The sequence below is a fragment of the Kitasatospora sp. NPDC029312 genome, assembly GCF_055569215.1.
The window spans coordinates 67,740-89,429 of record NZ_JBVHXY010000016.1; the positions used below are offsets into that span (position 1 = coordinate 67,740).

Here is a 21,690-nt window from a genome sequence, read left to right on the forward strand (position 1 = left end):
AGGAGGAGCACCGGGCGCAGGAGGACCAGGAGGAGCACCGGGCGCAGGAGGACCAGGAGGAGCACCGGGCGCAGGAGGACCAGGAGGAGCACCGGGCGCAGGAGGACCAGGAGGAGCACCGGGAGCGGGAGGACCAGGAGGAGCACCGGGTCCGCACGCGAATGCTCCGGGCGCTGCGAGAGCAGACACCCTTGCTCCGGGCGCCCCGGTTGCCGGAGTGGCTGCTCCTGTCCGGACCGGTCCCCCACCCGGGCTGGGCCCCGGGCCGGCGGCCACGCCGGTGTAACCCGAGTACGCCGAGCTGGTGACGGTGCCGTGGCCGTTGGCCGTCGCTCCCCGGGCGGTGGCCAGGCCCGTGTGTTCACCGGGCAGGGCACGCAGGGTCGCCGTGCAGACGATGGTGGTCACCGGACGAAGCCGAGGGATGTTTCCAGTGCCGTCGCCCGGGCAACGAGGCTCGGTCCCAGGAGCGAGGGTGTCGGTGATCCGCACGTCCGTCACCGGGATTTCACCGTCGTTGCGGAGTTGGTAGCTCACCCGCACTTCGCCGCCGGTCTTCACCTCCGGGGCGCCGGAGCGGCCGTCGACCGTCACCGACAGCACCAACTCACCGGTTCTCGGGTCACCGGGCGGAAGGCCGGCGACCGCGGCGGCCAGCGGCAGACTAGCGACCGACCCCACCAGCACCAGGCCGGCGACAGCCGTACAGAAGGACAGTTTCCAGCCAGGCATATGATCTAGTTACGGCCCGGGGACGGTTCGTGGCCTTCCGACACGCCTTTCGACGGCGATTGTTCCGCACTGATCACACGACAGGGGTAACGGCGACGGCAGCCACTCGGCCCGTCGCTCAGGTACCCCCGCCGGGGAAGGCCGTGTAGCCGAAGCCGGGCGTGGCCGGCTGCCCGTGTTCAGGCCGCGCCGCGGAAGACGTAGGCCGTCATCCGAGCGGTGACCGGCCCTGGGCCGAGCCGGGCCGTCACCTCCTCGATGACGGTGGCCAGGACGGCCGGCCCGTCGCCGCGCTCCTCGACGGCGGTGCGCACCGGTGTGCCGGTGAGGAACCCGGCGGCCACGTCGGCGGCCGACGCCGCCCGGCCCTCCAGCGTCAGCTCCAGTTGCTCCTCGACGGCGAACCCGGCGGCCGCCAGGTCGGCGGCCACGACGGCGGGGTCGGCGTAGCCGTGCGGGACGGTCGGGAGGAACTGCGGCGCGTCGGCAGGGAAGGCCCGCTCCAGTCCGGCCTGCACGGCGGCGTCGAAGGCGTGCCGGCTCAGTGGGCCCCAGGTGTTGAACAGGAACCGCCCGCCCGGCGCCAGCACCCGGCGGATCTCGGTGAACGCGGCGACCCGGTCGGGGAAGAACATCACGCCGAACTGGCAGACCACCAGGTCGAAGCCGCCGTCCGGGAACGGCAGCCACTGTGCGTCGGCCTGCCGCCACTGCGCGCCCGGGGCTCGGGCCGACCCGAAGGCGACCATGGCCTCGTTCAGGTCGGTGGCCGTCACTTCGGCCGCCGGCGCCGCTGCGAGCAGCTCCGACGTCAACACGCCGGTTCCCGCGGCCAGTTCGAGGATCCGCCGGGGGCCGAGGGCCGCCGCCCGGGCGGCCAGGTCCTCGGCGAAGGGCCGGAAGAGCACCGGCACGAGGTATTGCTCGTAGGCCGCCGGCATGGACTCGGCCCACCGCCGGTCATCGTCGATTCCCGTCACCCGCAGAACGGTAGCGGCGCCTCGGGGAGCCGCCGGCTCCGCCGCGCCGCGGTGGTCGAGGCCGTCAGCCGTACCGGGTCCGCCCGGTCAGGCACGTGAAACCGTCCAGGACGCGCGGGCGTTGAGGTGTTCCGCGGTGGACAGGGCGAGCCGCTTGTCGTGCTGGGAGATTCCCATCGCCTCCGTATCGGGCAGTTCGGCACAGCATGGTGCCGCGGAATGCGCGGCGAGGACGAGGAACGAGGCGAGGCTCACCGCCGCCGGGCCATGACCGTGTCGAGGCTCAGCCCTTGCGGATGAATTCCATGATCCAGTTCGTCACCCACGTGCGTTCGCCGTCCACGGAGAAGGACTGCTCCCAGCGGGCGGTCCTGTCGGTGATGCCCGACCACAGGAACCGCACGCGTCCACCATGCGGTAGAAGTCGGTGAGGAAACGGCCGACCAGCCGGGTCTGGGCGGCGCGTTCGGGGAAGAGGGCCTGGCCGGCGAGGTGGGCGCGGGCGGTGGCGAGGTTCTCGTCGTTGCGTTCGCGGGCCCAGGTGCGCGCCGCGCGCAGGGTGGCCAGGGTGTCGTCGCGGGTTCCGTTCTCCGCGAAGAAGATCTTGAGGAGTTGCTCGGAGTGCTCCTCGACTCCGCGGCCTGGCTGGTCACCGCCCAGCGGCAGGGCGACCCGGCCGGACGGCCGCCGCCACCGCGCGGAGTGCGGACGGCGCCCTGGTACGTCCGCCTTACGGATTGCTGACGCCCTCCCGCCGTAGCGCTCCGCCGTGCTGCTCGGGCGGTAGCGTCGCCGGTCATGAGGATTCTGGTCACCGGCGGCGCCGGGTTCATCGGTTCGGCGGTCGTGCGTGCTCTGGTGGCGGCGGGCCACGAGGTGCGGGTGCTGGACGCGCTGCTGTCCGCGGTCCACCCTTCGGGGTCGGTGCCCGACCTGCCGGCCGGCGTCGCGTTCCGGCACGGCGACGTACGGGACGTGACGGCGGTGGAGCGCTCGCTGGCCGGGGTGGACGCGGTCTGCCACCAGGCGGCGATGGTGGGCCTCGGTCTCGATCTGGACGACGCGCCCGAGTACGTCGGCTGCAACGACCTCGGGACGGCGGTGCTGCTCTCCGCGATGGCGCGCGCCGGGGTGCGGCACCTGGTGCTGGCCGGGTCGATGGTGGTGTACGGCGAGGGCCGGTACGAGTGTCCGGAGCACGGGGGCGTGGCGCCCGGTCCGCGGCGCCCGGCCGATCTCGACGCGGGCCGGTTCGAACCGCCCTGCCCGGTGTGCGGTGCCCCGCTCCGGCCGGGTCTGGTGGCGGAGGACGCGCCGGGCGATCCGCGCAACGTGTACGCCGCGACGAAGCTCGCCCAGGAGCACCTGGCCGCCGCCTGGGCGCGCGCGTGCGGCGGGTCGGTCCTGACGCTGCGGTACCACAACGTGTACGGCCCGGGAATGCCGCGCGACACCCCGTACGCCGGGGTGGCCTCGCTGTTCCGTTCGGCGCTCGCCCGCGGCGAGGCTCCCCGGGTGTTCGAGGACGGCGGCCAGCGCCGGGACTTCGTCCATGTCGACGATGTCGCGGCGGCGAACCTGGCCGCTGTGGAGGACGTCCGCGGCCGGATGCCCGGCCGTGCCCGGGCGTACAACGTCGGCAGCGGGGAGGTGCGCACGGTCGGCGAGATGGCCCGGGCGCTGGCCGACGCCTACGGCGGACCGGCCCCGGTGGTGACCGGGCAGTACCGGCTCGGGGACGTCCGGCACATCACCGCCGATTCCGCGCGGCTGCGGGCCGAGTTGGGGTGGCGGGCGCGGGTGCCGTTCCGTGCGGGGATGGCGGAGTTCGCCGCCGCGCCCCTGCGGGCCTGAGGGTCCGAAGCTCTGTCGCGGAGGGGAGGGCCCGGCGCCCGGTCAGCCGCGCGCCGCGGGGAGCGCGATCTCGAAGCAGCAGCCTCCGGCGACGTTGCGCACCTCGGCCCGGCCGGAGTGGGCCTCGACGATGCCGCGGACGATGGCCAGTCCGAGCCCGGCTCCGCTGTCCCCGTCCCCGCCGCCACCGGGATCGCGCCGGGGCGTCCGGGCGGTGCTGCCCCGCCAGCCGGTCTCGAAGACGCGGGAGAGGTCCTGCTCCGGGATGCCTCCGCAGCCGTCGGTGACGGAGAGGACGACCTCGTCCACCTCTCGGCGGGCCGACACCGCGACGACTCCGTCCTCGGGCGTCGAGCGGATCGCGTTGACGAGGAGGTTGCCGAGCACCCGGGTGATCTCGCGGCTGTCCACCTCCACCGGCTCGGCGGCGACCTGACGGCCCTCCAGGCGGACGCCGCGCTGGCGGGCCAGCGGGTGGGCGCCGGCCAGTGCGTCGTCGACCAGGTCGTAGACGGACACCCTGGACACCGAGAGGGAGAGTGCCCCGGCCTGGATGCGGGAGAGTTCGAAGAGGTCGTCGACCATCCCGGTGAGCCGCTCCACCTCGGTGCGGATCCGCTTGAGGTAGTGCTCCGGCTCGTCGACCACTCCGTCCTCCAGGGCCTCGGCCATGGCGCGCAGCCCGGCGAGCGGGGTGCGCAGGTCGTGGGAGATCCAGGCGATCAGCTCGCGCCGCGAGGCGTCCAGCATCTGCTCCCGCGCGCGCGACTCGGCGAGCCGGGCGCTGGTGGCGGCGAGTTCCTCGCTGAGCTGGGCCAGTTCGAGCCCCAGGGGGTGCCGCGGTGCGGTGAAGCCGGCGTCGCTGCCGACGGTCCGGGCGGCCGCGGTCAGGGCACGGCTCCCGGCCACCACCTGGCGTCCGAGCAGTGCGGCCGTGAGCAGCGAGACCACGGAGGCCATGCCGAGCACGGTTATCACCACGCCGAGGTCGTGGCCGGACAGGAACATCGCCTGGGCGACGGCGAGCGTCCCGGAGGTGACGGCGAGGACGGTGACGACGGCGACGCAGAAGAGCGAGAGCGCCATCGAACGGCGGCGCAGCAGCCGGACGGCCAGCCAGCCGAGCAGGCCGGCGCCCGTCGCGCCGAGCCCCGCGAACAGGGCGATCAGCAACAGGTCCTTCACTTCTGGCCGTTCTGCTCGTCCGTCACGGGGTCGTAGCGGTATCCGACGCCCCAGACGGTGGTGATCAGTCGGGGTGCGGCGGGGTCGTCCTCGATCTTCTCACGCAGTCGACGGACGTGGACGGTGACGGTGGACAGGTCGCCGAAGTCCCAGCCCCAGACCCGCTGCATCAGCTCTTGGCGGGAGAAGACCGTGCCGGGGTGCCGGAGGAGGAACGCGAGCAGGTCGAACTCCCTGAGCGTCAGCGCGAGTTCGTGCCCGCCGCGGCCGGCCCGGCGGGCCTGCGGGTCCAGCGTGATGTCCCCGGACGCCAACGGCCCGGGAGTGGGCGCCGTGGGAGCCGTACCACGGGAGCGGCGCAGCACGGACTGGACGCGCAGGACGAGTTCCCTCGGGCTGAAGGGCTTGGTGACGTAGTCGTCCGCGCCCAGTTCCAGGCCCAGGATGCGGTCCGCCTCGTCGCCCTTGGCGGTCAGCATGACCACCGGGAGGTCGGCACCGCCCTCGGAGGCGCGCAGCCTGCGCAGGATCTCCAGACCGTCGATCCCGGGAAGCATCAGGTCCAGGATCAGGAGGTCGGGACGGTGGGCGCGGGCCAGGTCGAGGCCCTGGTCGCCGTCGCAGGCCCGGTCGACCCGGTGGCCGGCCCGGGTGAGGTAGCCGGCGACGACCTCGCCCACGGTGAGGTCGTCGTCGATCACCAGGATGCGGGCGGGATCCGGTGGTGCGGCGGAAGCGAGGCTGTCGGTCACCTCGCCGAGGATACGAGGCGCGGGCGAGGTGGGTGCCGCGCCGGGGACCGATGTTCGTGTTCCGTAAGGTCGCGGCTCCGGCGCCACGCGGTCGGCACAACGCGGCTTCGACGGAACTCGGCCAGGGGGAGCGCGGCTCCGGCGGAACGCGGGTGCCGCCGCCGACGGGCCGACGTACGACTTCCGTAAGGGCGCGGTTCGGCCGCCACGGGCCCGCCCGCGCTTAGCGTGGCCGACGTGATCTCTCCGACTCCCACTCCCTCATCGCCGTGCGCCGATCTGGTCCTGCCGTGCCTCGACGAGGCCGAGGCCCTGCCCTGGGTGCTGGACCGCGTGCCCGCGGGCTGGCGGGCGATCGTCGTCGACAACGGCTCTCGTGACGGCTCGGCCGAGCTGGCGCGCTCGCTGGGTGCGATGGTCGTCGAGGAGCCGCGGCGCGGCTTCGGCGCCGCGTGCCACGCCGGGCTGCTCGCCGCGACCGCCGAGCTGGTCTGCTTCATGGACTGCGACGGCTCGCTGGATCCCGCCCAGCTGCCGCGGGTCGCCGCGCCCGTCCTCGCCGGCTCGGCGGACCTGGTGCTCGGCCGGCGCCGCCCGGCGACCGCCGGGGCGTGGCCGCTGCACGCCCGGCTGGCCAACGCGGCCCTGGCCGGCCGGCTGCGGGCGAGGACGGGGGCCCCGCTGCACGATCTCGGGCCGATGCGGGCCGCTCGCCGTGACCGGCTGCTGGCCCTAGGCCTGGGCGACCGCCGCTCCGGCTACCCCCTGGAGATGGTGCTCGCCGCGTCGGCGGCCGGGATGCGGATCGCCGAGACGCCCGTCGACTACCTGCCGCGCACCGGGCGTTCGAAGGTCACCGGTACCGTGCGCGGCACCCGGCAGGCCGTCCGCGACATGCGGGCCGTGCTGGCCGCGCCGCCGCCGACCCTGCTGGTGATCGCCAAGTCGCCGGTCCCCGGGCGGGTCAAGACCCGCCTCACCCCGCCCTGCACTCCCGAGCAGGCGGCAGCGCTGGCGGAGGCAGCCCTCACCGACACCCTCGCCACCCTCGCACAGGTGCCGGCCGGCCGGCGGCTGCTCGTCCTGGAGGGTGATCCCGGCGCCTGGCTGCCGCCCGGCTGGCAGGTCGTGCCGCAGGCGGACGGCGGGCTGGACGCCCGGCTCGCGGCCGCCTTCTCGGACGCCGCCCGGATCGCCCCGGACGCGCCCGCCCTGCTGGTCGGCATGGACACCCCGCAGGTGGACGCCGCGCTCCTCGCCGGCGCCCTGTCGCCCGCCCGTCGCACGGGCGTCGACGCCTGGTACGGCGCGGCCGCCGACGGCGGGTTCTGGGCGCTCGGGCTGGCCAGGCCCACCGAGCGACTGGCCCGGCGGCTGCTGCTGGGCCTGCCGATGTCCACGCCGGACACCGGACGGGCCCTGCTCGCCCGGCTCGTGGCGGAGAACCTGGTGATCAGCCACCTGCCGGTGGTCACGGACGTGGACACCGTCCGGGACGCGCGTCAGGTCGCCGCCGAGGCTCCGGGCAGCAGGTTCGCGGCATGCCTCCGGTCGATCGAGACCGCCGCCCGGGAGGTGACGGGGTGACCGTCGCCGCCGAGGCGTGGGTGGACGACCCGTTCGCCGAGGCCGTACGCGCCGGCCGGGGCCCGCTGTGGCTGCGGCGCGAGGACGGCCGCCGGATCCCGCTCGACGTCGAACGCTGGTGCGCGCCGCCCGCGGGGGCCGATCACGGGCTGCTGCTGCGCTGCACCCGGCTGGCCGCGCCGGTGGTGGACCTCGGGTGCGGACCCGGCCGGCTCGTCGCGGCCCTGTTGGGCCTCGGCGTGCCGGCCCTGGGGGTCGACGTCACCGGAGCGGCCGTGGCGCGCACCAGGAGCCTCGGCGGGCCGGCCCTGCGCCGGTCGGTCTTCGACCGGCTCCCCGCCGAGGGCCGCTGGGGCGGCGCGCTGCTGGCCGACGGCAACCTCGGCATCGGCGGCGACCCGGGGCTCCTGCTCGGCCGGAGCGCCGAGATCCTGGCCCCGGGGGGCGCGCTGCTGGTCGAGGTGGAGCCGGCGGAGATCGACGAACGGATCACCGTCCGGGTGGAGGGCGGCGACGGGCGGCTCGGGCCACCGTTCGCCTGGGCCCGCTGCGGCGCGGCGGCCACCGCCCGTCGTGCCCACCGGGCCGGACTCGTCGAAACCGAGCGCTGGTCCTCCCACGGCCGGTACTTCCTCGCATTCCGGAAGGCGCCGCGTCCGCGCTGACGCGGCGTGCCGCCGGGGCTACTCCCGTGCCTTCGCGGGGCTCACGGCCGGCCACTGCGGGTGCTCCCGCTCGGCCCAGTCGCGGTCGACCAGCCCGGTCCGCATCCCGCGCCGGGCCTCCGGGTCCCGCAGGGCCATCCGGACGTGCCCGGCGGTCCCCAGGGCGATGGCCGCCGCGAGCCAGTCGTGGACGAAGGTCGCGCCGGTCCGCCAGGCCGCCGGTGTCAGGTGGGTGAGCCACATCAGCAGGCCGGTGCCGAGGATCGTCAGCATGGCGCCCAGGGTCCACTGGGCGTAGAGCTTCTGCCCGGCGTTGAACTTCCCCGCCGGGCGGTGCGCCGCGCGCGCCCGCGTCGCCCGCAGCCACTGCCGGTCCACGGGATGGAAGCGGCTCAGCCGCGACGCGTCTGCCCGCACCGCCCGGAAGGCCAGTCCGAGCAGCAGCGGTACCGGCAGCGCCAGGCCGCACCACACGTGCACGGTGACGACCAGCCGCCGGCGCCCGACCAGCTCGGCCAGCGGCGCGACGTACAGGCACGCGGCGGTGGCCAGGCAGGTCAGTACCAGGGCGGCGGTGGCGCGGTGCACCCAGCGCTCGGCGCGGGTGAAGCGGAGCAGGCGCTCAGGCGGTCGGTGCATCGTCACGTCCGTTCGAGCGGCCGACCCAGGCGTCGACGTCATAGCCGTTCTGCTCCCAGTAACCCGGCTCCACCGAGCCGGTGACGGTGATCCCGGACAGCCACTTGGCCGACTTGTAGAAGTACATCGGTGCCACGTACAGCCGCACCGGGCCGCCGTGGGCATGTGGGATCGGGGCGTCCTGGAGCTTGAGCGCGACCACCACGTCGTCCCGCCGGGCCTGCTCCAGGGTGAGGCTCTCGGTGTACTCGCCGTCGAAGCAGCTGAACCGCACCGCACCGGCGCCCGCCCGGACTCCGGCGGCATCGAGCAGGTGCGCCAGCGGCACGCCCTCGAAGGGGGTGGCCGGCACCCGCCACCCCGTCACGCACTGCACGTCCCGCACGATCCGGCGCTGCGGCATCGCCTGGAGGTCGGCGAGGCGGTAGGTGCCGGGGCGTTCCACCAGCCCGTCCACCGTCAGGGTGTACGTGTCCGGGCCCCGGGTCGGGACCGAGGCCACCACGGAGTAGTACCGGAAGCCGCTTCCTCCGGGCAGCAGACCGGTGAGGCCCGTCGGGTCCTTGCCGGCCACCGCCTCCTGCGCCCGCTCCAGGTACGGACCGACCGCGACGCCCACCGCGCCGAGCCCGAGCAGGCCCAGCACCACCCTGCGGCCGACCGGCGTTCCCCGGCCCTCTTCGATCTGTTCGCTCACACCGCCGATTCGACCAGCCCGGAGGCGCGACGGCCAGATCCTGCGCCGGCCCGTCAGACTTCCGTCACCTTTCGCCGCCCACCGCCAGAGCCGGCCCTCCCGCCTGGCGCCGCCGCAGCAGCGGGACCACGAGGACGACGCACAGGGCGGCTCCGTAGGAGAGCTGCTGGGCCGTCTGCCCTCCCGTCAGGTAGAGCGCCTGCCCGGCGGCCGGGACGGCCAGCCACTCCCAGCGGCCGTCGAGTGCGACCAGGGCGACCAGCAGCAGCCCGTACCACGGGTAGGAGGGCGCGACGACCAGCAGCGCCGTGCCCGTCACCAGCAGCGCCCCGGCCCACGGCCGGTTCGGGTCGCCCCGGCGCAGGACCCGGATCACCACGGCCGCGAGGACCAGGGCCGCCGCCCAGGGGAGGAGAGGGTCGGGCAGCACCAGCCGCAGCAGCCCGAACCGGTCGATGTGCCCCTGCTCGTACCCCTCCTCCCGCAGGTAGCCCGGCAGGTAGCCGAGGACGGAGGTGCCAGAGGCGATCACATACGGGAGGTAGGACAGCGCGAAGGCGCCGAGCGCGGAACCGAGGAGCAGGACGTCACTGCGGGCAGGACGCCAGGCCGACCGGCCCGACCAGTCCAACCAGCCGGACCTGCCGGACAGTCCCGACCGGCCCGATGATCCCGCGAGGCACAGCCGGCCCGATGATCCCGAGAGGCCCGAGAGGCCCGACAGCGCGCCCGGGAGGGCGAGGGCCGGGAGCAGCTTGGCCGCGATCGCGCCGCCCATGAGGAGTCCTCCGCGCACGGCTCGCCCCCGCGCCGCGCAGCCGAGCCCGGCGACCGTGAGCAGGGCGCCGAGGGTGTCCACGTGCGCGTCGTTGACCGCCCACACCGTCACGCCGGGGAACCACCCCCACAGCGCCGCCCGCCACTTCTCCCGCCCCGCCGTCCTCAGCAGCAGCCCGGTGGTCGCCACCGCCAGCACCGCCCCGCCGGCCTGCACCCCGCGGACCCCGCCGCCGAACGGGTGCACCGCGAGAAACCACGCCTGCGCCACCGGCGGGTAGATGGTGTGCACGGCCGGCCGGTTGATCCGGGTGCAGTCGCCGGCCGTGGTGCGCCGCTCGTCCCAGCCCGTGCATCCGTCCCCCGCCGGGAAGAGCCCCGGATCGCGCAGCCGCGCGAGCGCCGGATCGTCCGGGGTGTGGGCGTAGGGCGAGATCCCGGCCGCCTGGACCCGGCCGTCCCAGACGTAGCGGTAGGCGTCGTCGCTGGTGCGCGGCGGCGCCAGCAGCCCGACCGCGGCCACGGCGACGCCGCCGGCCAGGACCAGCGGCGCGACCTGACCGGCGGGCACCTTGCGCAGCAGCAGCACCGCGACGGCGAAGAGGGCGACATCGAGGAGGTACCAGGTGTGGAGCGGGAGGGCGCCGGCCCGCAGGACGGTCAGCGCGAGGGCGGTGACCAGGGCGGCCAGGGCGAGGAGGCAGGGCAGGACGCTACGGGAGATCACGGGGCCCACCCTCCCACCGGACGGCCCCCTCGCCGTGGGCGGCGAGGCCGCCGTTCGGAATCCGTAAGCACGCCGGTCCCCCGCCGGGACCTGCCGGGGCGCTTCGATGGACGGGTGGAAACCGATCCCGCCGACTCCGGCCGTCCAACCACCCGCCCCCGCTACGACCCCCGGCTGCCCGCTCCCCCGGCGTTCCTGCGCCGCGGGCCGTGGCGCGAGGGGGCGTTCACCTCACCGCTGCACGAGCCCCGGACGGTGGTCGTCGTCGGCCGCTGGCTGGGCGCGGCCCTCCTGGTCTGCTTCCTGACCGGCCTGACCAGCCATCTGCTCCAGGATCCGCCCGGCTGGCTCGCGCCCCACCTGCCCGCCCGGCCGGTGAACGGCTACCGGGTCACCCAGGGCCTGCACGTGATCAGTGGTCTGGCCGCGATCCCGCTGGTCGGCGCGAAGCTGTGGGCGGTCTACCCACGGCTGTTCGAGTGGCCGCCGGCGCGCAGCGTGCTGCACGCCCTGGAGCGGCTGGGCATCGCGCTCCTCGTGGCGGCCGTCCTGCTGGAGCTGTTCACCGGCCTGCTGAACACCCTGCAGTGGTACCCGTGGCCGTTCCCGTTCCGGCAGACCCACTTCTGGCTGGGCTGGATGGCGGTCGGCGGGCTGCTGGTCCACATGTCCGTCAAGGCGCCGCTGATCGCCGGGCACTGGTGGCGCCGAGCCGCTCCGGCCCTGGCGCAGCGCCGTGCGTTCCTCACGACGACCACCGCCGCCGTCGGAGCCGTCACCCTGGTCACGGCCGGGCAGAGCGTGCCTTGGCTGCGCGCCCTGGACCTGCTGGCCCCGCGCCGGCCCGACATCGGCGCCCAGGGCCTGCCGGTGAACCGCACCGCCGCCCAGGCCGGCACGGTGACGGTGCCGGCGGACTGGCGGCTCCGGGTGGACGGGCCGAAGCCGTACCAGCTCACTCTGGCCGAGCTCGGCGAACTGCCCCAGTACTCCGCGGAGTTGCCGATCTCCTGCGTGGAGGGCTGGAGCGCCAGGGCCCGGTGGACCGGTGTCCGGATGGCCGAGCTGGTGCGCCTGGCGGGAGCGCCGCCCGGCTCGGCGGTGCGGGTGACCTCGCTGGAGGCCGAAGGACCGTACCGGGTGATGGAGATGCCCGCGACGTACGTGGACGATCCGCTCAGCCTGCTCGCCGTGCGGGTCAACGGCGAGGTCCTGAACGCCGACCACGGATACCCCGCCCGCGTCATCGCGCCGAACCGGCCCGGCGTCCTGCAGACCAAGTGGGTCGCCCGCATCGAGGTGATCGCATGACCACCGCTGTCCGGGCGCCGCTGCTGGCCGCCGGCCTCTCCGTGATCGGTTACGGCCTGTCCGGGCTGCTCGGCGACCCGTACATCACCGACCCGCTGGGCGTCCTGTTCTGGGCGGTCGGCGGGCTGGTGATCAACGACGGGCTGTGGGTGCCGCTGGTGTGCCTGCTCGGCGCGTTCCTGGTGCGCCGGCCGGTGCTGCGCGGCTGGCTGGTCGTCGCGGCGGCCGTCACCGCCGTCGGCCTGCCCGCCGTGCTGCGCGCCGACGACGACCACGGCAACCCGACGGTGCTGCCGCTGCCGTACCTGCGCAACTGGCTGCTGGTGCTGGCCGCCACCGCCGGCATCGCGCTGCTGGCCGCGTTCGCCGGGCGGTGGCGGCGCCGGGACCGGGCGGTCCGGCGCCCGGCGCCCCGGGCGCCCAGGCCTCCGCGGGTACCCCGGGTATCCCCTGACGACCAGCCGCCCCGTAACCAGCAGCCGCCCCGGCCAGACCGGCCGTGAGGCCCGATGCGGAGGCGGATGCGGAGGCGGGCATGTCATTCGCTTGTCATCCGCCCCCGCTACGCTCCGCGGCTACTCCGGCAGTCCGGAGGAAGCGTCGAACGGGGGGCTGGACAGTGGCGGAGCGGACACCACCGACGCGGGTCGCCGAAGCGGCGGCGCGCCACGGGCTCGGTGCGCACTGGGCGACCCACCCGGGCGCCCAGCCGCCGGACAACTCGGGCTGCTGCCTCGGCGTGGTGGCCGTCTCGGCCGTGATCGCGGTGGTGCTGTTCGCCGTGGGCAACGCGGGCGTGGCGCTGGTGCCGGTCGCGCTGCTGCTGCTCGCGCTGCTGAGCCTGGCGATCGACAAGTCGACGGCCCGGAAGAACACCGGACTGCGGATGGACCGGTTCGAGCACGGCCTCACCGTCACCCGCGCGGACGGCGGGGTCCGGGTCGTGCGCTACGCCGACACCGAGCTGCGGCAGGTGATCATCCGGCACACCGGCGTCGGCGGGTACACGGACTACCACTACACCCTGATCGACGTCGACGGGGCGAAGCTCGAACTGCAGGCCCGCTCCGACGGCGTCGCCGCCAAGGGCCGGTTCACCGAGCCGAAGGTCTGGGGCCCGGAGCTGCAACAGGCCGTCACCGCCGCCCAGTTCCCAAAGGCGCTGGCGGCGGTGCGGTCCGGCCGGCGGGTCACCTTCGGCACGGTGTGGGTCACCGCCGAGGCGGTCGGGGACCGGGGCAAGAGCGTGCCGTGGTCGCAGGTCGGCGAGGTCAAGGTCGCCAACGGGCAGGTCCGGCTGACGGGGCCCGGCTCGGGCCGCGCGCTCCTGGTCTTGGGGGCGTCGCTGCCGAACCTCTACGTCTTCCTGGACCTCGCCGACGAGTTGCGCCCCCGGCGGCGGTGACCGCCCGGTCGATCAGGCGCTCCGCCCCGGCGCGGCTCAGCCCCTCCCGACGAACGGCATGGTGCTCGGCAGCAGCACCAGGGACTGGATGGTGGTGTCCGGCGGCTGCGAGGCCATCAGCAGCAGGGCCTCGGTGAAGCGGTCCACCGGAACGGTCGCCTCCACCGCCATCGTGCCGTCGGCCTGCGTCGCGGCCGGCTGCGGACCGCCGTCCGGCGGAGCGACGTCGCCGACGTCGATCTGCCCGCACGAGATGCCGTACGGACGGCCGTCCAGGGCGAGCACCTTGGTGAGGCCGAGCACGGCGTGCTTGGCGGCCGTGTACGCCAGGGAGTCGGGGCGCGGCACATGGGCCGAGGCGCGCCGTTGTTGATGATGCGGCCGCCCTGCGGGGACTGGGTGCTCATCAGCCGGAAGGCTTCGCGGGCGCACAGGAAGCTGCCGGTGACGATGGTGTCCAGCACCCGGTTCCAGTCCCCCAACGGGGTCTCGACGACGGGCCGCCGCGGGGCGGCCGCGCCCGCGTTGTTGAACAGCAGGTCGAGCCGCCCGTAGCGGTCGCGGACGGCGTCGAAGAGCCGGGCGACCTCCTCCGGGTTGCGGATGTCGGTCGGTACGGTCAGCACCCGGGCCGGGTCCACCGCGGCGAGCGCGGCGGTCTCCTCCAGGGCGTCCTTGCGCCGCCCGGCCAGCACCACCGTCCAGCCCGCCGCCAGCAGGGCCAGCGACGAGGCCCGGCCGAGCCCGCTGCCACCTCCGGTGACCAGTGCGATCCTCCCGTTCACGGCGTCCACGTCTCCCCCTCGTTCAGCCAGATCCGCAGCATCCGCCGGGCGCACCGCCCGGGCTCCTCCACGTGGGGGGAACGGCCGTGCAGCACCCGGCCGTTGCGGATGATCAGCAGGTCCCCGGCGGCCATCGGCAGCCCGAAGGCGATCTCCGGCCGGTAGAGCACTTCGTCCAGCACGCCCAGCGCCTCCCACTGACGGTCCGTCAACTCCGGGCCGCCCCGGTCCGGCGAGGTGCGGACGGTGCGGGTCTGGTAGTAGCAGCCGATGGTGCCGTCCTTCCGCGGGTACAGGATCGGCGTGACCACGACCTGCGGGCCCGCCCGGCCGGTCCGGTCGAACGTCCAGTCCTCCCGGAGGGTGGCCAGCGCGTCCGGCCGCTCCCGCCCGATCAGGTCGTGGACGTGCCGGGCGCTCGCCAGCTTGGTCAGCCCTCCGCCGTGGTGGGCGGGTCGGAGGCAGAGCAGGACGAGCAGGTCGCAGGTGTCGCAGTGGAAGCCGAGCTCGGCGTTTCCGTCACCGCCCTGGTCGCGCAGCACCGAGATGAGGTCGCCCCGCCCGTTCTGCGGCACGATCCGGCCGTAGTCCCGCAGCAGGAAGGACACCGCCTCGGCGATCTCCGGCTCCGGTCGCGCCGGGTCGACCAGCCGCCCGACGTGGGCGAGGCCGACGGAGGCGATGCTGTCCCGGACGAAGTTCCGCAGTCGCTCCCGCACCGGCTCGGCCGCGCCCCAGAGCCCGGCCCGGGCGTCGGCCCAGAGCAGCCGCCGCTCCGGCTCGCCCAGCGGGACCGACCACAGTTCCCGCCTGGCCTCCAACTCCAGTCCGTCCCAGCCGATCTCCGCCACCGCGCGCCCGCTCATCGGGCCCCCTCCGCCCGGGCCCCAGCCGCGACGGCCGTGGACCACGGCGGCAGCGCCTCGGCGGTCCGCCCGGCCGTGACGATCGGCGCGGGGATCATCCGGACCGTGCCGGGGTGGATCCCGCAGAGCAGGAGCAGCGGGCCAGCCTCGGCCGCCGCCCGGGGGTGGCAGTGGCCGGTGCCGGTCACCCCCATGCCGGAGGTGAAGTCCGGGTAGCGGCGGCCGGCGACGTCGAAGAGGTGGAGGCCTTCACCGCGCACGGCGACGACGGGGGTGGCCTGCTTGAGCACCGGGGAGAGCTGGGACAACGGGGACTGCCCTTCTCTGGAGGGGAACACGGTCAGCGGGGCGGGAGGTGGCCGGCCTCGGCGGCCCGGATGAGCGCGGCCGACCACCACTGCGGGGTCGGCGCGGCGAAGCGGCTTGCCCGGGATGCCCGGGGCCTGGCGGTCGCCGTGCAGGTGACGAAGGAGGGCCCGATCGGGCGGGTCGGCGCGCGCGGCAGCGGCGAGTGGGTCAAGGGGTTTCACAGTCGCCACGAAGAGGCAGGCTCCGATCACGGAAGGTCACGCTCCTCAGGAGTATGAACCGGTTATCGCGTCCACGACAAGACCATCGCCAGCCCGTGGACACCTTTCCGCCACCGTGCCGTCCGGCTCCGGCCACCACTCGCTTCCTCCCCCACCGGAAACTCCGGCCCTTTTCCGCCCCGGTGATTCGCCGTCGGAACAGCGGATGCGGCAAAGTGGCGGCATGAGCGCCGACACCCGGAGTCCCCAAACGTCCGGACCGACCCGCCGCCGGCCGGTCCAGCAGCGCAGCCAGGAGCGGTACGGCCGCATCCTCGACGCGTGCGCCGGGCTGCTGGACGAGGTCGGGGCGACGGCGCTCACCACCAAGGAGGTCGCCCAGCGCGCCCAGGTGCCGATCGGCACCCTGTACCAGTTCTTCGCGGGCAAGGAGGACCTGCTGGCTGCGCTCGCCACCCGCAACCTCGACCAGTACCTCCAGCGTCTGGGCGCCCGGCTGGCCGAGTCGGCCCCGGTCGGCCCGGCCGGCTTCACCGACCTCGCGGTGGAGGAGTTCGTGACGATGAAGCGCACGGTGCCGGGCTTCGGCCAGGTCGACTTCGGGCTGGCGGGGCCGGTGGTGCCCTCCGGTGTCCGGGACGGGACGCACCTGCTGGACGCGGGCGTGGACAACAACACCGCGGTGGCCCTGCGCCTGCAGGCCCTCGGCGGCGAACTGTTCGCCACCGACGACCCGTCGGCCACCACGCTCACCCTGCGGGTCGCCCTGGAGGCGGCCGACGCGGTGCTCAAGCTGGCGTTCCGGGGGGATCCGGACGGCGATCCGGCGCTGATCGCCGAGTGCAAGCGGCTGGTGCGGGGTTACCTCGCGCAACAGCCGTCCGCGCTGTGACCTCCGTCCCGCCGGCCCGGGGCGTCCCGTCCGCCCCGCGCCGTTGCGAGGCCGCCCCGCCCGCAGCAGAGTGGATAGCGGAACAGCCGCGGAGGCGGCCACCGCGACCGGAGGAGCATGACCATGCACGCAGCGGTAGGCGACCAGCTCCACATCCACAGCAGGTCGGTGGGCATGGTGGACCAGAAGGGGGAGATCATCGAGGTGCGCGGCGCCAACGGGGAGCCCCCGTACGTGGTCCGCTTCGGCGACGGCCACGAGAGCCTGATCTTCCCCGGCCCCGACTGCAACGTCGAACCGCGCCCGGCGGAACGCTGACCGACTTCCCCACCGCCCGTTGAGGAGCGGTGTCCTCCCCCTCGCCCCCACTGCCCGGGGCACTCGCCGGGCTCGCGCCACTGCTGGACCACTACGGGTACCTCGCGGTGGCGCTGCTCGTGCTGCTGGACAACTGCGGCATCCCGGTGCCCGGGCAGACCATCCTCGTCCTCGCCTCGGTGTACGCGGGCACCGGGCACCTGGACTTCGCCGCCGTGCTGCTGATCGCGGCCGTCGCCGCCACGCTCGGCAACAGCCTCGGCTACCTGATCGGCCACTCCGGCGGGCGCGCCTTCGTCCACCGCTGGGGCCGCTACGTGCTGCTCACCCCGGCCCGGATGGAACGCGCGGACGGCTTCTTCGCCCGGCACGGCGGCAAGGTCGTCGTGGCCGCCCGCTTCGTCGACGGGCTGCGCCAGTACAACGGCATCATCGCCGGCACAACCGAGATGCCCTGGCGCCGCTTCGCCGTCTTCAATCTGATCGGCGCGGTGCTGTGGACCGCGGTGTGGGGCACCTTCGGCTACGTCGCCGGGGCCAACATCGGCACGGTGTACCGGACCGCGATCCGCTACCAGCTGTGGTTCGCGATCGGGCTCGGAGTGCTGGTCGCGGCGTTCCTGCTCCGGCAGGTGCTGCTCTACCGGCGCAGGCGCCGCGAGGACGCCGGGGCCGACTCGGCCACGGAAGCCGAGTCCGGCCCCGACGCGGACGCCGACCGCGACGCCGCCCCCGACGCCGACGCCGACTCGGACGAGGGGACGGACGAGGGGTCGTCCTGAGTCAGCTCAGCGGGAACACCTCGAACGGCACCGCGAAACGCGTTCCCAGCCGGGTGCCCGCGCCCCGGCCGAAGCCCTCCAGGAACTCCCGGGGGTTCGCCATCGCCCCGCCCAGCCCCGCCAGGTACGCCTTGTGCTCCTCCAGCGAGGCGACGCCCCGGTCGAAGTGCTCGGTGGTGTCCACCGCGTGCCGGGCCTCCGGCGAGGCCGCGGCCCAGATCTGCCGCACCCCGCTCCACGGCTCGTGGCCCTCGTCCAGCAGTTCGCGGAACACCCAGCGGTTCCCGGCGTCCCGGACGCCGTCCAGGGTGGCCCGGCCGACGGCGATGTGGTCGGCCTGGTTGAGGAAGACCCCGCCGTAGGTCTCCCGGAAGTTGCTGGTGATCACGATCTCCGGCCGGTGCCGGCGCACCACCCGGGCGATGTCCCGGCGCAGCGGCAGCCCGTACTCCAGTACTCCGTCGGGGTGGCCGAGGAACTCCACGGTGTCCACCCCGACCACCCGCGCCGAGGCGATCTGTTCGGCCTCCCGCAGCGGCCCGCACTCCTCGGGGCTCATCGAGTCGATACCGGCTTCGCCGCTGGTGACCATCACGTAGATCACCTTCTTGCCCTGCGAGGTCCAGCGGGCCACGGCCGCGGCGCCGCCGTACTCCATGTCGTCGGGGTGGGCGACGATCGCGACCGCGGTCTGCCAGTCCTCGTCGACGTGCTCGAAGGGTGCGGGGGCCTGCTCGGTCATGCTCTTCTTCCCTCTCGTGCGGTTCGTGTGGTTCGTGCGGCTCACCGTGCTCACGATGCTCTCAGTGCTCTCAGTGCGCTCAGTGCTCACGGTCATACGTCCTACCGTCGTACCGCAGGTGACTCTAGAAGGCCCCACCGCCTCACGCGTCATCAGACACCCGCTGCCACTCGCGTCTTGGACCGCACGCACCGCGAAGCAACCTCGCCCGGTACGTCCGCGACGGGGGTGCGGGCGTACCGGGCGAGAGCTGAGGGTGTCAGCCGGCCTCGGGGGCGAGCAGCGGGTCCGGCGCGGGGGCGGGCCGGGGCCACTGGATGCGGGTGGCACAGAGGGAGACGACGGCGGCGGAGGCGGCGACGGCGGCCATGCCCCAGACCAGGCTGGTGGCGCCGGCGATGAAGCCGATGACGGCGGGGCCGGCGAGCAGGCCGGTGGTGCCCATGGCGGCGACCAGGGAGAGCGCGTCGGAGCCCTGCCGGGCGGCGGCGACGTAGACGCACGGGGTGACGGCGGCGACGCCCAGGCCGACGCAGGCGAAGCCGAGCAGGGTCGGGGCCGTGCCGCCGACCAGCAGCGCGACGGCGAGTCCGAGGCCGGCCAGCAGGCTGCCGGTGCGGACGATGGTGCCGTCGCCGAAGCGGGTGCGCCAGCCGTCGGCGAAGATCCGGGCGCAGACCATCATCACCGAGACCACGGCGATGCCCATCGGGGCGAGTCCCGCGCCGGCGTGCACCACGTCCTTGAGGTAGAGCGCGGACCAGTCGTTCATGGCGCCCTCGGTGACGGTGCCGAAGACCATCGCCAGGCCCATCCAGAGCGTCACCGCGGTGGGCAGGGTGAGGCCGCGGCGCTTCCTCCCGGCGCCCGAGGGCTCCTCCTGACCGGCCACCTCCTGCGCTGCCGCCTCCTGCGGTGCTGCCTTCGGGCCGTCGGCCAGCAGCCCCGGCCTGGCGGCGAGGACCAGCAGGCCCAGCAGCAGCGCCGCCAGGCCGAAGTGGACGGCGAGGGTGCCGGTGAAGGCGTTGACGCCGGAGGCCAGCAGGGCGGCCAGCAGCGAGCCGGCGCTGAAGGTGGCGTGCAGCCTGGACATCGTGGTCCGCTCGAAGCGGGCCTCCAGCGCGGCGCCCTGGGCGTTCATCGCGACGTTCAGACAGCCGACCGCGACGCCGTCGCAGAACAGCACCAGCAGGGTGACCGGGTAGTCGGGCACCACCGACAGCGCGAGCAGCACGGCGCCCAGGGCGAGCGCGGACAGCACCGAGAGCAGGCGGGAGCCGAGCCGCCGCATCAGCACCGCGACCAGCGGGAAGGACACCGCCGCGCCGATCCCGCAGGTCATCAGCAGCAGGCCGATCTGGGCCTCGCCCAGGTCGAGCCGGGCCTTGAGCGCCGGCACCCGGGAGACCCAGGTCGCGTACTGGAACCCGAGGACGAAGAACAGGGCGCCGGTGGACAGTTGGGAGCGGCGGAACTCATCGCGTACGGGAGGCATGTGCATCAGCCCACTTCGGCTCTGGGTGGGGACCCGGGGGTCGGGTCGGTGGGACACGGTGACGGGCGGGCGGCAGTGGCAGCACCGGCGGCAGCACCGGCGGGCCCACCCGTGGCAGGGGGCTCGAGCGGTTTCGCCATGTAGACCGCCTCGGCGCCGTAACTGGCGGGCAGCCCGACCTCGGGCCGGGGGCGGTAGCCGAGCGGGGTCCACAGCACCTGCGAGCCGCGCACGGCGACCAGCGAGAGGCTGCGGTACCCGGCCGCCCGCCCGGTCTCCTCGAGGTGCCGCAGCATCCGGTGGGCCAGGCCCCGGCCGCGCACCCGTTCGGCGATCACGAGGTCGTGGGCGTGCAGATTGCCGGTCCGTGCACCGCCGCCGCCGGATTCGGCCTGGCTGAGGTCCGGGCAGTGGAACAGCGGGTACGGCAGCGCCAGCAGGTAGCCGCCGAAACCGCCGGCGTGCTCCAGGACGAAGCAGGTGTCGGGTGAGGCGCGGTGCCGGGAGCGCAGCGCCGGCCCTCCCTCGGACAGGCCGCTGGCCGCGTAGGCGCGCTCTTCGGCCGCGATCACGTCGGGCCAGTCCTCCTCGCGGAGCGGCCGGATCCGGGTGTCGTCGGTCATGCGCCGGCCCCCTCGGACTCGCCGCCGACCCGCTCCGCCGCGCCGCCGGGCCGCTCGGCGTCGCCGCCGACGCAGGTGTGCGGCAGCGGCGCGAAGCCGTTGAACCCCCGGGTGGCGTAGGCGGTGGCGTACGCGCCGCAGGAGTGGATCCACACCGGGTCACCGGAGGCGAGCGCGAGCGGGACCGGCACCAGGCCGCCGTCCTGGGCGTACGCGTCGTCGCTGTCGCAGGTCGGGCCGGCCACCACCGCGTTGACGGTCTGCCCGCCCGGGTGGGTCGGGAACTCCAGCCGGTACTGCAACTGGTCCATCTCGTAGAGGCCGTTGAACTTGCCGCAGCTGAGGTAGAGCCAGTCGTCGCGGGTGCCGTCGAGCCGGTGGCGGGAGGTGAGCCGGGCGACGTGGGCGCGGATCGCGCCGTGGTCGGCGACCAGGTGGCGGCCGGGCTCGATCAGGAAGTCCAGCGGGGCGGCGTTGACGGCGCGCAGCCGCTCCATGCCCTCCCGGATGACCGCGAACATCTTGTCCAGCGGCGGTTCGAGGGGGCGGCCCCGGCGGTCCAGCACGCCGAGGGCGGGCAGCCCGCCGCCGAGGTTGATCCGGTCGGGGGTGATGCCTTGGCGGTTGAGCGCCTCCAGCACGTCCGCCAGTGAGTCGATCGCCGCGCTCCAGGCCTCGGCGGTCATCTGCTGGGAGCCGACATGCACCGAGAGGCCGGAGGGCACCAGCCCGGAGGTGCGGGCGGCGGCGAGGACCCGCAGGGCGTCCTCGGGTGAGCAGCCGAACTTGTGGCTCAGGCCCCACAGCGCGCCCTCGCCGGTGGTGGCGAGGCGGCAGAACACCCGTGATCCTGGGGCGTGTTCGGCGATGGCGGCGACGTCCTCCAGGCTGTCGGTGGCGAAGTCGCGCACCCCGAGGCGGTAGGCCTCGGCGATGTTGCGGTCGGATTTGACGGTGTTGCCGTAGTGGATCAGTTCGGGGGCGACCCCGGTGCCCAGCGCCTGGGTGATCTCCTGCGGGCCGGCCGCGTCGAAGCCGGAGCCGAGCCGGGCGAGGTGGCCGAGCACCTCGTCCACGGGGCAGGCCTTCATCGCGAAGCGGACGGCGACTCCGGGCAGTTCGGCGCGTAGCGCGGCGTACTGGCGGCCGATGCCGTCCAGGTCGTAGATGACGGTGTCGTCGGTGGCGGCGGCGAGGGCCGCGAGAAGGGCGGCTTGGTCGTGCGGGTCGCGGCGGGGCTTGATGTCGGCGGGGCCGGCCGGCTGGGCGGTCAGGGCGCGGTGGCCCGCTGGTGGGGCGGGGGTGCGGTGGCCCGCCTGCCGGGTGCCGGTGCGGCAGCCGTCGGC

General features: G+C 74.7%; 23 protein-coding genes and 3 pseudogenes. 12 read left to right on the forward strand and 14 right to left on the reverse strand.

From position 1 onward, the window contains the following. Nucleotides 1–308, forward strand: a pseudogene (locus tag ACZ4WV_RS15605) (hypothetical protein); the annotation flags it as partial. 603 nt (nucleotides 309–911) lie between these two features. Here ACZ4WV_RS15605 and ACZ4WV_RS15610 read toward each other — a convergent pair. Further along, nucleotides 912–1,673, reverse strand: a complete 762-nt coding sequence (locus ACZ4WV_RS15610) for a class I SAM-dependent methyltransferase (RefSeq protein ID WP_465746955.1) — start codon at nucleotides 1,671–1,673, stop codon at nucleotides 912–914. A 660-nt stretch (nucleotides 1,674–2,333) separates the two neighbouring features. On the opposite strand from ACZ4WV_RS15610, the gene ACZ4WV_RS15615 reads away from it, so the two are divergent. Both ACZ4WV_RS15615 and ACZ4WV_RS15620 read left to right on the forward strand, forming a co-directional pair. Then, nucleotides 2,334–2,456 carry a hypothetical protein gene (locus tag ACZ4WV_RS15615; protein ID WP_465746813.1) on the forward strand — a complete coding sequence of 41 codons (123 nt, stop codon included), beginning with the start codon at nucleotides 2,334–2,336 and terminating at the stop codon, nucleotides 2,454–2,456. A 54-nt stretch (nucleotides 2,457–2,510) separates the two neighbouring features. Next, nucleotides 2,511–3,566 carry an NAD-dependent epimerase/dehydratase family protein gene (locus tag ACZ4WV_RS15620; protein WP_465746815.1) on the forward strand — a complete coding sequence of 352 codons (1,056 nt, stop codon included), beginning with the start codon at nucleotides 2,511–2,513 and terminating at the stop codon, nucleotides 3,564–3,566. 42 nt (nucleotides 3,567–3,608) lie between these two features. Here the strand turns inward: ACZ4WV_RS15620 and ACZ4WV_RS15625 are convergent, their stop codons facing one another. Continuing rightward, nucleotides 3,609–4,751 (reverse strand): sensor histidine kinase, encoded by a 1,143-nt coding sequence (locus ACZ4WV_RS15625; RefSeq protein WP_465746817.1) that lies wholly within the window; start codon nucleotides 4,749–4,751, stop codon nucleotides 3,609–3,611. Continuing rightward, nucleotides 4,748–5,503: a response regulator transcription factor gene (locus tag ACZ4WV_RS15630; protein WP_465746819.1), complete on the reverse strand. Its 756-nt coding sequence runs from the start codon at nucleotides 5,501–5,503 to the stop codon at nucleotides 4,748–4,750. The genes ACZ4WV_RS15625 and ACZ4WV_RS15630 overlap by 4 nt, the downstream gene beginning before the upstream one ends. A 228-nt stretch (nucleotides 5,504–5,731) precedes the next feature. Here ACZ4WV_RS15630 and ACZ4WV_RS15635 point away from each other — a divergent pair. From ACZ4WV_RS15635 to ACZ4WV_RS15645, 3 genes and pseudogenes are all read left to right on the forward strand, one after another. Beyond that, nucleotides 5,732–6,460 (forward strand): annotated as a pseudogene (locus ACZ4WV_RS15635) (glycosyltransferase family 2 protein); the annotation flags it as partial. 99 nt (nucleotides 6,461–6,559) lie between these two features. Continuing rightward, nucleotides 6,560–7,090, forward strand: a complete 531-nt coding sequence (locus tag ACZ4WV_RS15640; protein ID WP_465746957.1) for a TIGR04282 family arsenosugar biosynthesis glycosyltransferase — start codon at nucleotides 6,560–6,562, stop codon at nucleotides 7,088–7,090. Continuing rightward, nucleotides 7,087–7,755: a class I SAM-dependent methyltransferase gene (locus ACZ4WV_RS15645; RefSeq protein WP_465746821.1), complete on the forward strand. Its 669-nt coding sequence runs from the start codon at nucleotides 7,087–7,089 to the stop codon at nucleotides 7,753–7,755. The genes ACZ4WV_RS15640 and ACZ4WV_RS15645 overlap by 4 nt, the downstream gene beginning before the upstream one ends. 18 nt (nucleotides 7,756–7,773) lie before the next feature. Here the strand turns inward: ACZ4WV_RS15645 and ACZ4WV_RS15650 are convergent, their stop codons facing one another. The 3 genes from ACZ4WV_RS15650 to ACZ4WV_RS15660 all read right to left on the reverse strand — a co-directional run bounded on the left by ACZ4WV_RS15650 (nucleotide 7,774) and on the right by ACZ4WV_RS15660 (nucleotide 10,595). Further along, the gene (locus ACZ4WV_RS15650) at nucleotides 7,774–8,394 is read right to left on the reverse strand and encodes a cytochrome b/b6 domain-containing protein (RefSeq protein WP_465746823.1); all 621 of its coding nucleotides are present in this window, start codon (nucleotides 8,392–8,394) and stop codon (nucleotides 7,774–7,776) included. Beyond that, complete coding sequence (locus ACZ4WV_RS15655; protein ID WP_465746825.1) at nucleotides 8,378–9,091, reverse strand: molybdopterin-dependent oxidoreductase; 714 nt, start codon at nucleotides 9,089–9,091, stop codon at nucleotides 8,378–8,380. Before ACZ4WV_RS15655 ends, ACZ4WV_RS15650 begins: the two co-directional genes overlap by 17 nt. A gap of 64 nt (nucleotides 9,092–9,155) precedes the next feature. After that, entirely contained in the window at nucleotides 9,156–10,595 is a 1,440-nt protein-coding gene (locus ACZ4WV_RS15660) for a glycosyltransferase 87 family protein (protein WP_465746827.1), read from the reverse strand. Between the two features lie 114 nt (nucleotides 10,596–10,709). Between ACZ4WV_RS15660 and ACZ4WV_RS15665 the strand changes: the two genes are divergently transcribed. The 3 genes from ACZ4WV_RS15665 (at nucleotide 10,710) to ACZ4WV_RS15675 (ending at nucleotide 13,311) form a co-directional block, all read left to right on the forward strand. Continuing rightward, complete coding sequence (locus tag ACZ4WV_RS15665) at nucleotides 10,710–11,906, forward strand: molybdopterin-dependent oxidoreductase (protein WP_465746829.1); 1,197 nt, start codon at nucleotides 10,710–10,712, stop codon at nucleotides 11,904–11,906. Then, entirely contained in the window at nucleotides 11,903–12,409 is a 507-nt protein-coding gene (locus ACZ4WV_RS15670; protein WP_465746831.1) for a hypothetical protein, read from the forward strand. The genes ACZ4WV_RS15665 and ACZ4WV_RS15670 overlap by 4 nt, the downstream gene beginning before the upstream one ends. A 116-nt stretch (nucleotides 12,410–12,525) precedes the next feature. Then, nucleotides 12,526–13,311, forward strand: coding sequence for a DUF6585 family protein (locus ACZ4WV_RS15675; RefSeq protein WP_465746833.1), 786 nt, complete (start codon nucleotides 12,526–12,528; stop codon nucleotides 13,309–13,311). Nucleotides 13,312–13,347: 36 nt separating this feature from the next. Here the strand turns inward: ACZ4WV_RS15675 and ACZ4WV_RS15680 are convergent, their stop codons facing one another. From ACZ4WV_RS15680 to ACZ4WV_RS15695, 4 genes and pseudogenes are all read right to left on the reverse strand, one after another. Further along, the gene (locus ACZ4WV_RS15680) at nucleotides 13,348–13,659 is read right to left on the reverse strand and encodes a hypothetical protein (RefSeq protein WP_465746972.1); all 312 of its coding nucleotides are present in this window, start codon (nucleotides 13,657–13,659) and stop codon (nucleotides 13,348–13,350) included. Between the two features lie 80 nt (nucleotides 13,660–13,739). Then, a pseudogene (locus ACZ4WV_RS15685) lies at nucleotides 13,740–14,150 on the reverse strand (SDR family NAD(P)-dependent oxidoreductase); the annotation flags it as partial. Then, on the reverse strand, nucleotides 14,093–14,962 hold the full coding sequence (locus ACZ4WV_RS15690; protein WP_465746835.1) for a TauD/TfdA family dioxygenase: 870 nt from the start codon (nucleotides 14,960–14,962) through the stop codon (nucleotides 14,093–14,095). The pseudogene ACZ4WV_RS15685 and the gene ACZ4WV_RS15690, both read right to left, overlap by 58 nt. Further along, entirely contained in the window at nucleotides 14,959–15,270 is a 312-nt protein-coding gene (locus ACZ4WV_RS15695; RefSeq protein ID WP_465746837.1) for an aminotransferase class III-fold pyridoxal phosphate-dependent enzyme, read from the reverse strand. The genes ACZ4WV_RS15690 and ACZ4WV_RS15695 overlap by 4 nt, the downstream gene beginning before the upstream one ends. 445 nt (nucleotides 15,271–15,715) lie before the next feature. Here ACZ4WV_RS15695 and ACZ4WV_RS15700 point away from each other — a divergent pair, with 445 nt between their 5' ends. From ACZ4WV_RS15700 to ACZ4WV_RS15710, 3 genes are all read left to right on the forward strand, one after another. After that, entirely contained in the window at nucleotides 15,716–16,384 is a 669-nt protein-coding gene (locus ACZ4WV_RS15700; RefSeq protein WP_465746839.1) for a TetR/AcrR family transcriptional regulator, read from the forward strand. Nucleotides 16,385–16,507: 123 nt separating this feature from the next. Continuing rightward, a complete protein-coding gene (locus tag ACZ4WV_RS15705) occupies nucleotides 16,508–16,702 on the forward strand; it encodes a DUF1918 domain-containing protein (RefSeq protein ID WP_465746841.1) in 195 nt (64 codons plus the stop codon). Nucleotides 16,703–16,731: 29 nt separating this feature from the next. Then, on the forward strand, nucleotides 16,732–17,484 hold the full coding sequence (locus ACZ4WV_RS15710) for a DedA family protein (RefSeq protein WP_465746843.1): 753 nt from the start codon (nucleotides 16,732–16,734) through the stop codon (nucleotides 17,482–17,484). A gap of 1 nt (nucleotide 17,485) precedes the next feature. Here the strand turns inward: ACZ4WV_RS15710 and ACZ4WV_RS15715 are convergent, their stop codons facing one another. From ACZ4WV_RS15715 to ACZ4WV_RS15730, 4 genes are all read right to left on the reverse strand, one after another. Beyond that, nucleotides 17,486–18,226 (reverse strand): PIG-L deacetylase family protein, encoded by a 741-nt coding sequence (locus ACZ4WV_RS15715; RefSeq protein ID WP_465746845.1) that lies wholly within the window; start codon nucleotides 18,224–18,226, stop codon nucleotides 17,486–17,488. Between the two features lie 259 nt (nucleotides 18,227–18,485). After that, a complete protein-coding gene (locus ACZ4WV_RS15720) occupies nucleotides 18,486–19,721 on the reverse strand; it encodes an MFS transporter (RefSeq protein ID WP_465746847.1) in 1,236 nt (411 codons plus the stop codon). Nucleotides 19,722–19,726: 5 nt separating this feature from the next. Continuing rightward, the gene (locus ACZ4WV_RS15725) at nucleotides 19,727–20,344 is read right to left on the reverse strand and encodes a GNAT family N-acetyltransferase (RefSeq protein ID WP_465746849.1); all 618 of its coding nucleotides are present in this window, start codon (nucleotides 20,342–20,344) and stop codon (nucleotides 19,727–19,729) included. Then, nucleotides 20,341–21,588 carry a type III PLP-dependent enzyme gene (locus ACZ4WV_RS15730; RefSeq protein WP_465746959.1) on the reverse strand — a complete coding sequence of 416 codons (1,248 nt, stop codon included), beginning with the start codon at nucleotides 21,586–21,588 and terminating at the stop codon, nucleotides 20,341–20,343. The genes ACZ4WV_RS15725 and ACZ4WV_RS15730 overlap by 4 nt, the downstream gene beginning before the upstream one ends. Nucleotides 21,589–21,690 lie beyond the last annotated feature (102 nt).

What these genes read in the sequence shown, in the direction of transcription:
- ACZ4WV_RS15720 (WP_465746847.1), bottom strand. Translation starts at nt 19,721, where the DNA reads ATGCCTCCCGTACGCGATGAGTTCCGCCGCTCCCAACTGTCCACCGGC.
- ACZ4WV_RS15670 (WP_465746831.1), top strand. Translation starts at nt 11,903, where the DNA reads ATGACCACCGCTGTCCGGGCGCCGCTGCTGGCCGCCGGCCTCTCCGTG.
- ACZ4WV_RS15690 (WP_465746835.1), bottom strand. Translation starts at nt 14,962, where the DNA reads ATGAGCGGGCGCGCGGTGGCGGAGATCGGCTGGGACGGACTGGAGTTG.
- ACZ4WV_RS15715 (WP_465746845.1), bottom strand. Translation starts at nt 18,226, where the DNA reads ATGACCGAGCAGGCCCCCGCACCCTTCGAGCACGTCGACGAGGACTGG.
- ACZ4WV_RS15725 (WP_465746849.1), bottom strand. Translation starts at nt 20,344, where the DNA reads ATGACCGACGACACCCGGATCCGGCCGCTCCGCGAGGAGGACTGGCCC.
- ACZ4WV_RS15700 (WP_465746839.1), top strand. Translation starts at nt 15,716, where the DNA reads ATGAGCGCCGACACCCGGAGTCCCCAAACGTCCGGACCGACCCGCCGC.
- ACZ4WV_RS15620 (WP_465746815.1), top strand. Translation starts at nt 2,511, where the DNA reads ATGAGGATTCTGGTCACCGGCGGCGCCGGGTTCATCGGTTCGGCGGTC.
- ACZ4WV_RS15610 (WP_465746955.1), bottom strand. Translation starts at nt 1,673, where the DNA reads ATGCCGGCGGCCTACGAGCAATACCTCGTGCCGGTGCTCTTCCGGCCC.
- ACZ4WV_RS15650 (WP_465746823.1), bottom strand. Translation starts at nt 8,394, where the DNA reads ATGCACCGACCGCCTGAGCGCCTGCTCCGCTTCACCCGCGCCGAGCGC.
- ACZ4WV_RS15705 (WP_465746841.1), top strand. Translation starts at nt 16,508, where the DNA reads ATGCACGCAGCGGTAGGCGACCAGCTCCACATCCACAGCAGGTCGGTG.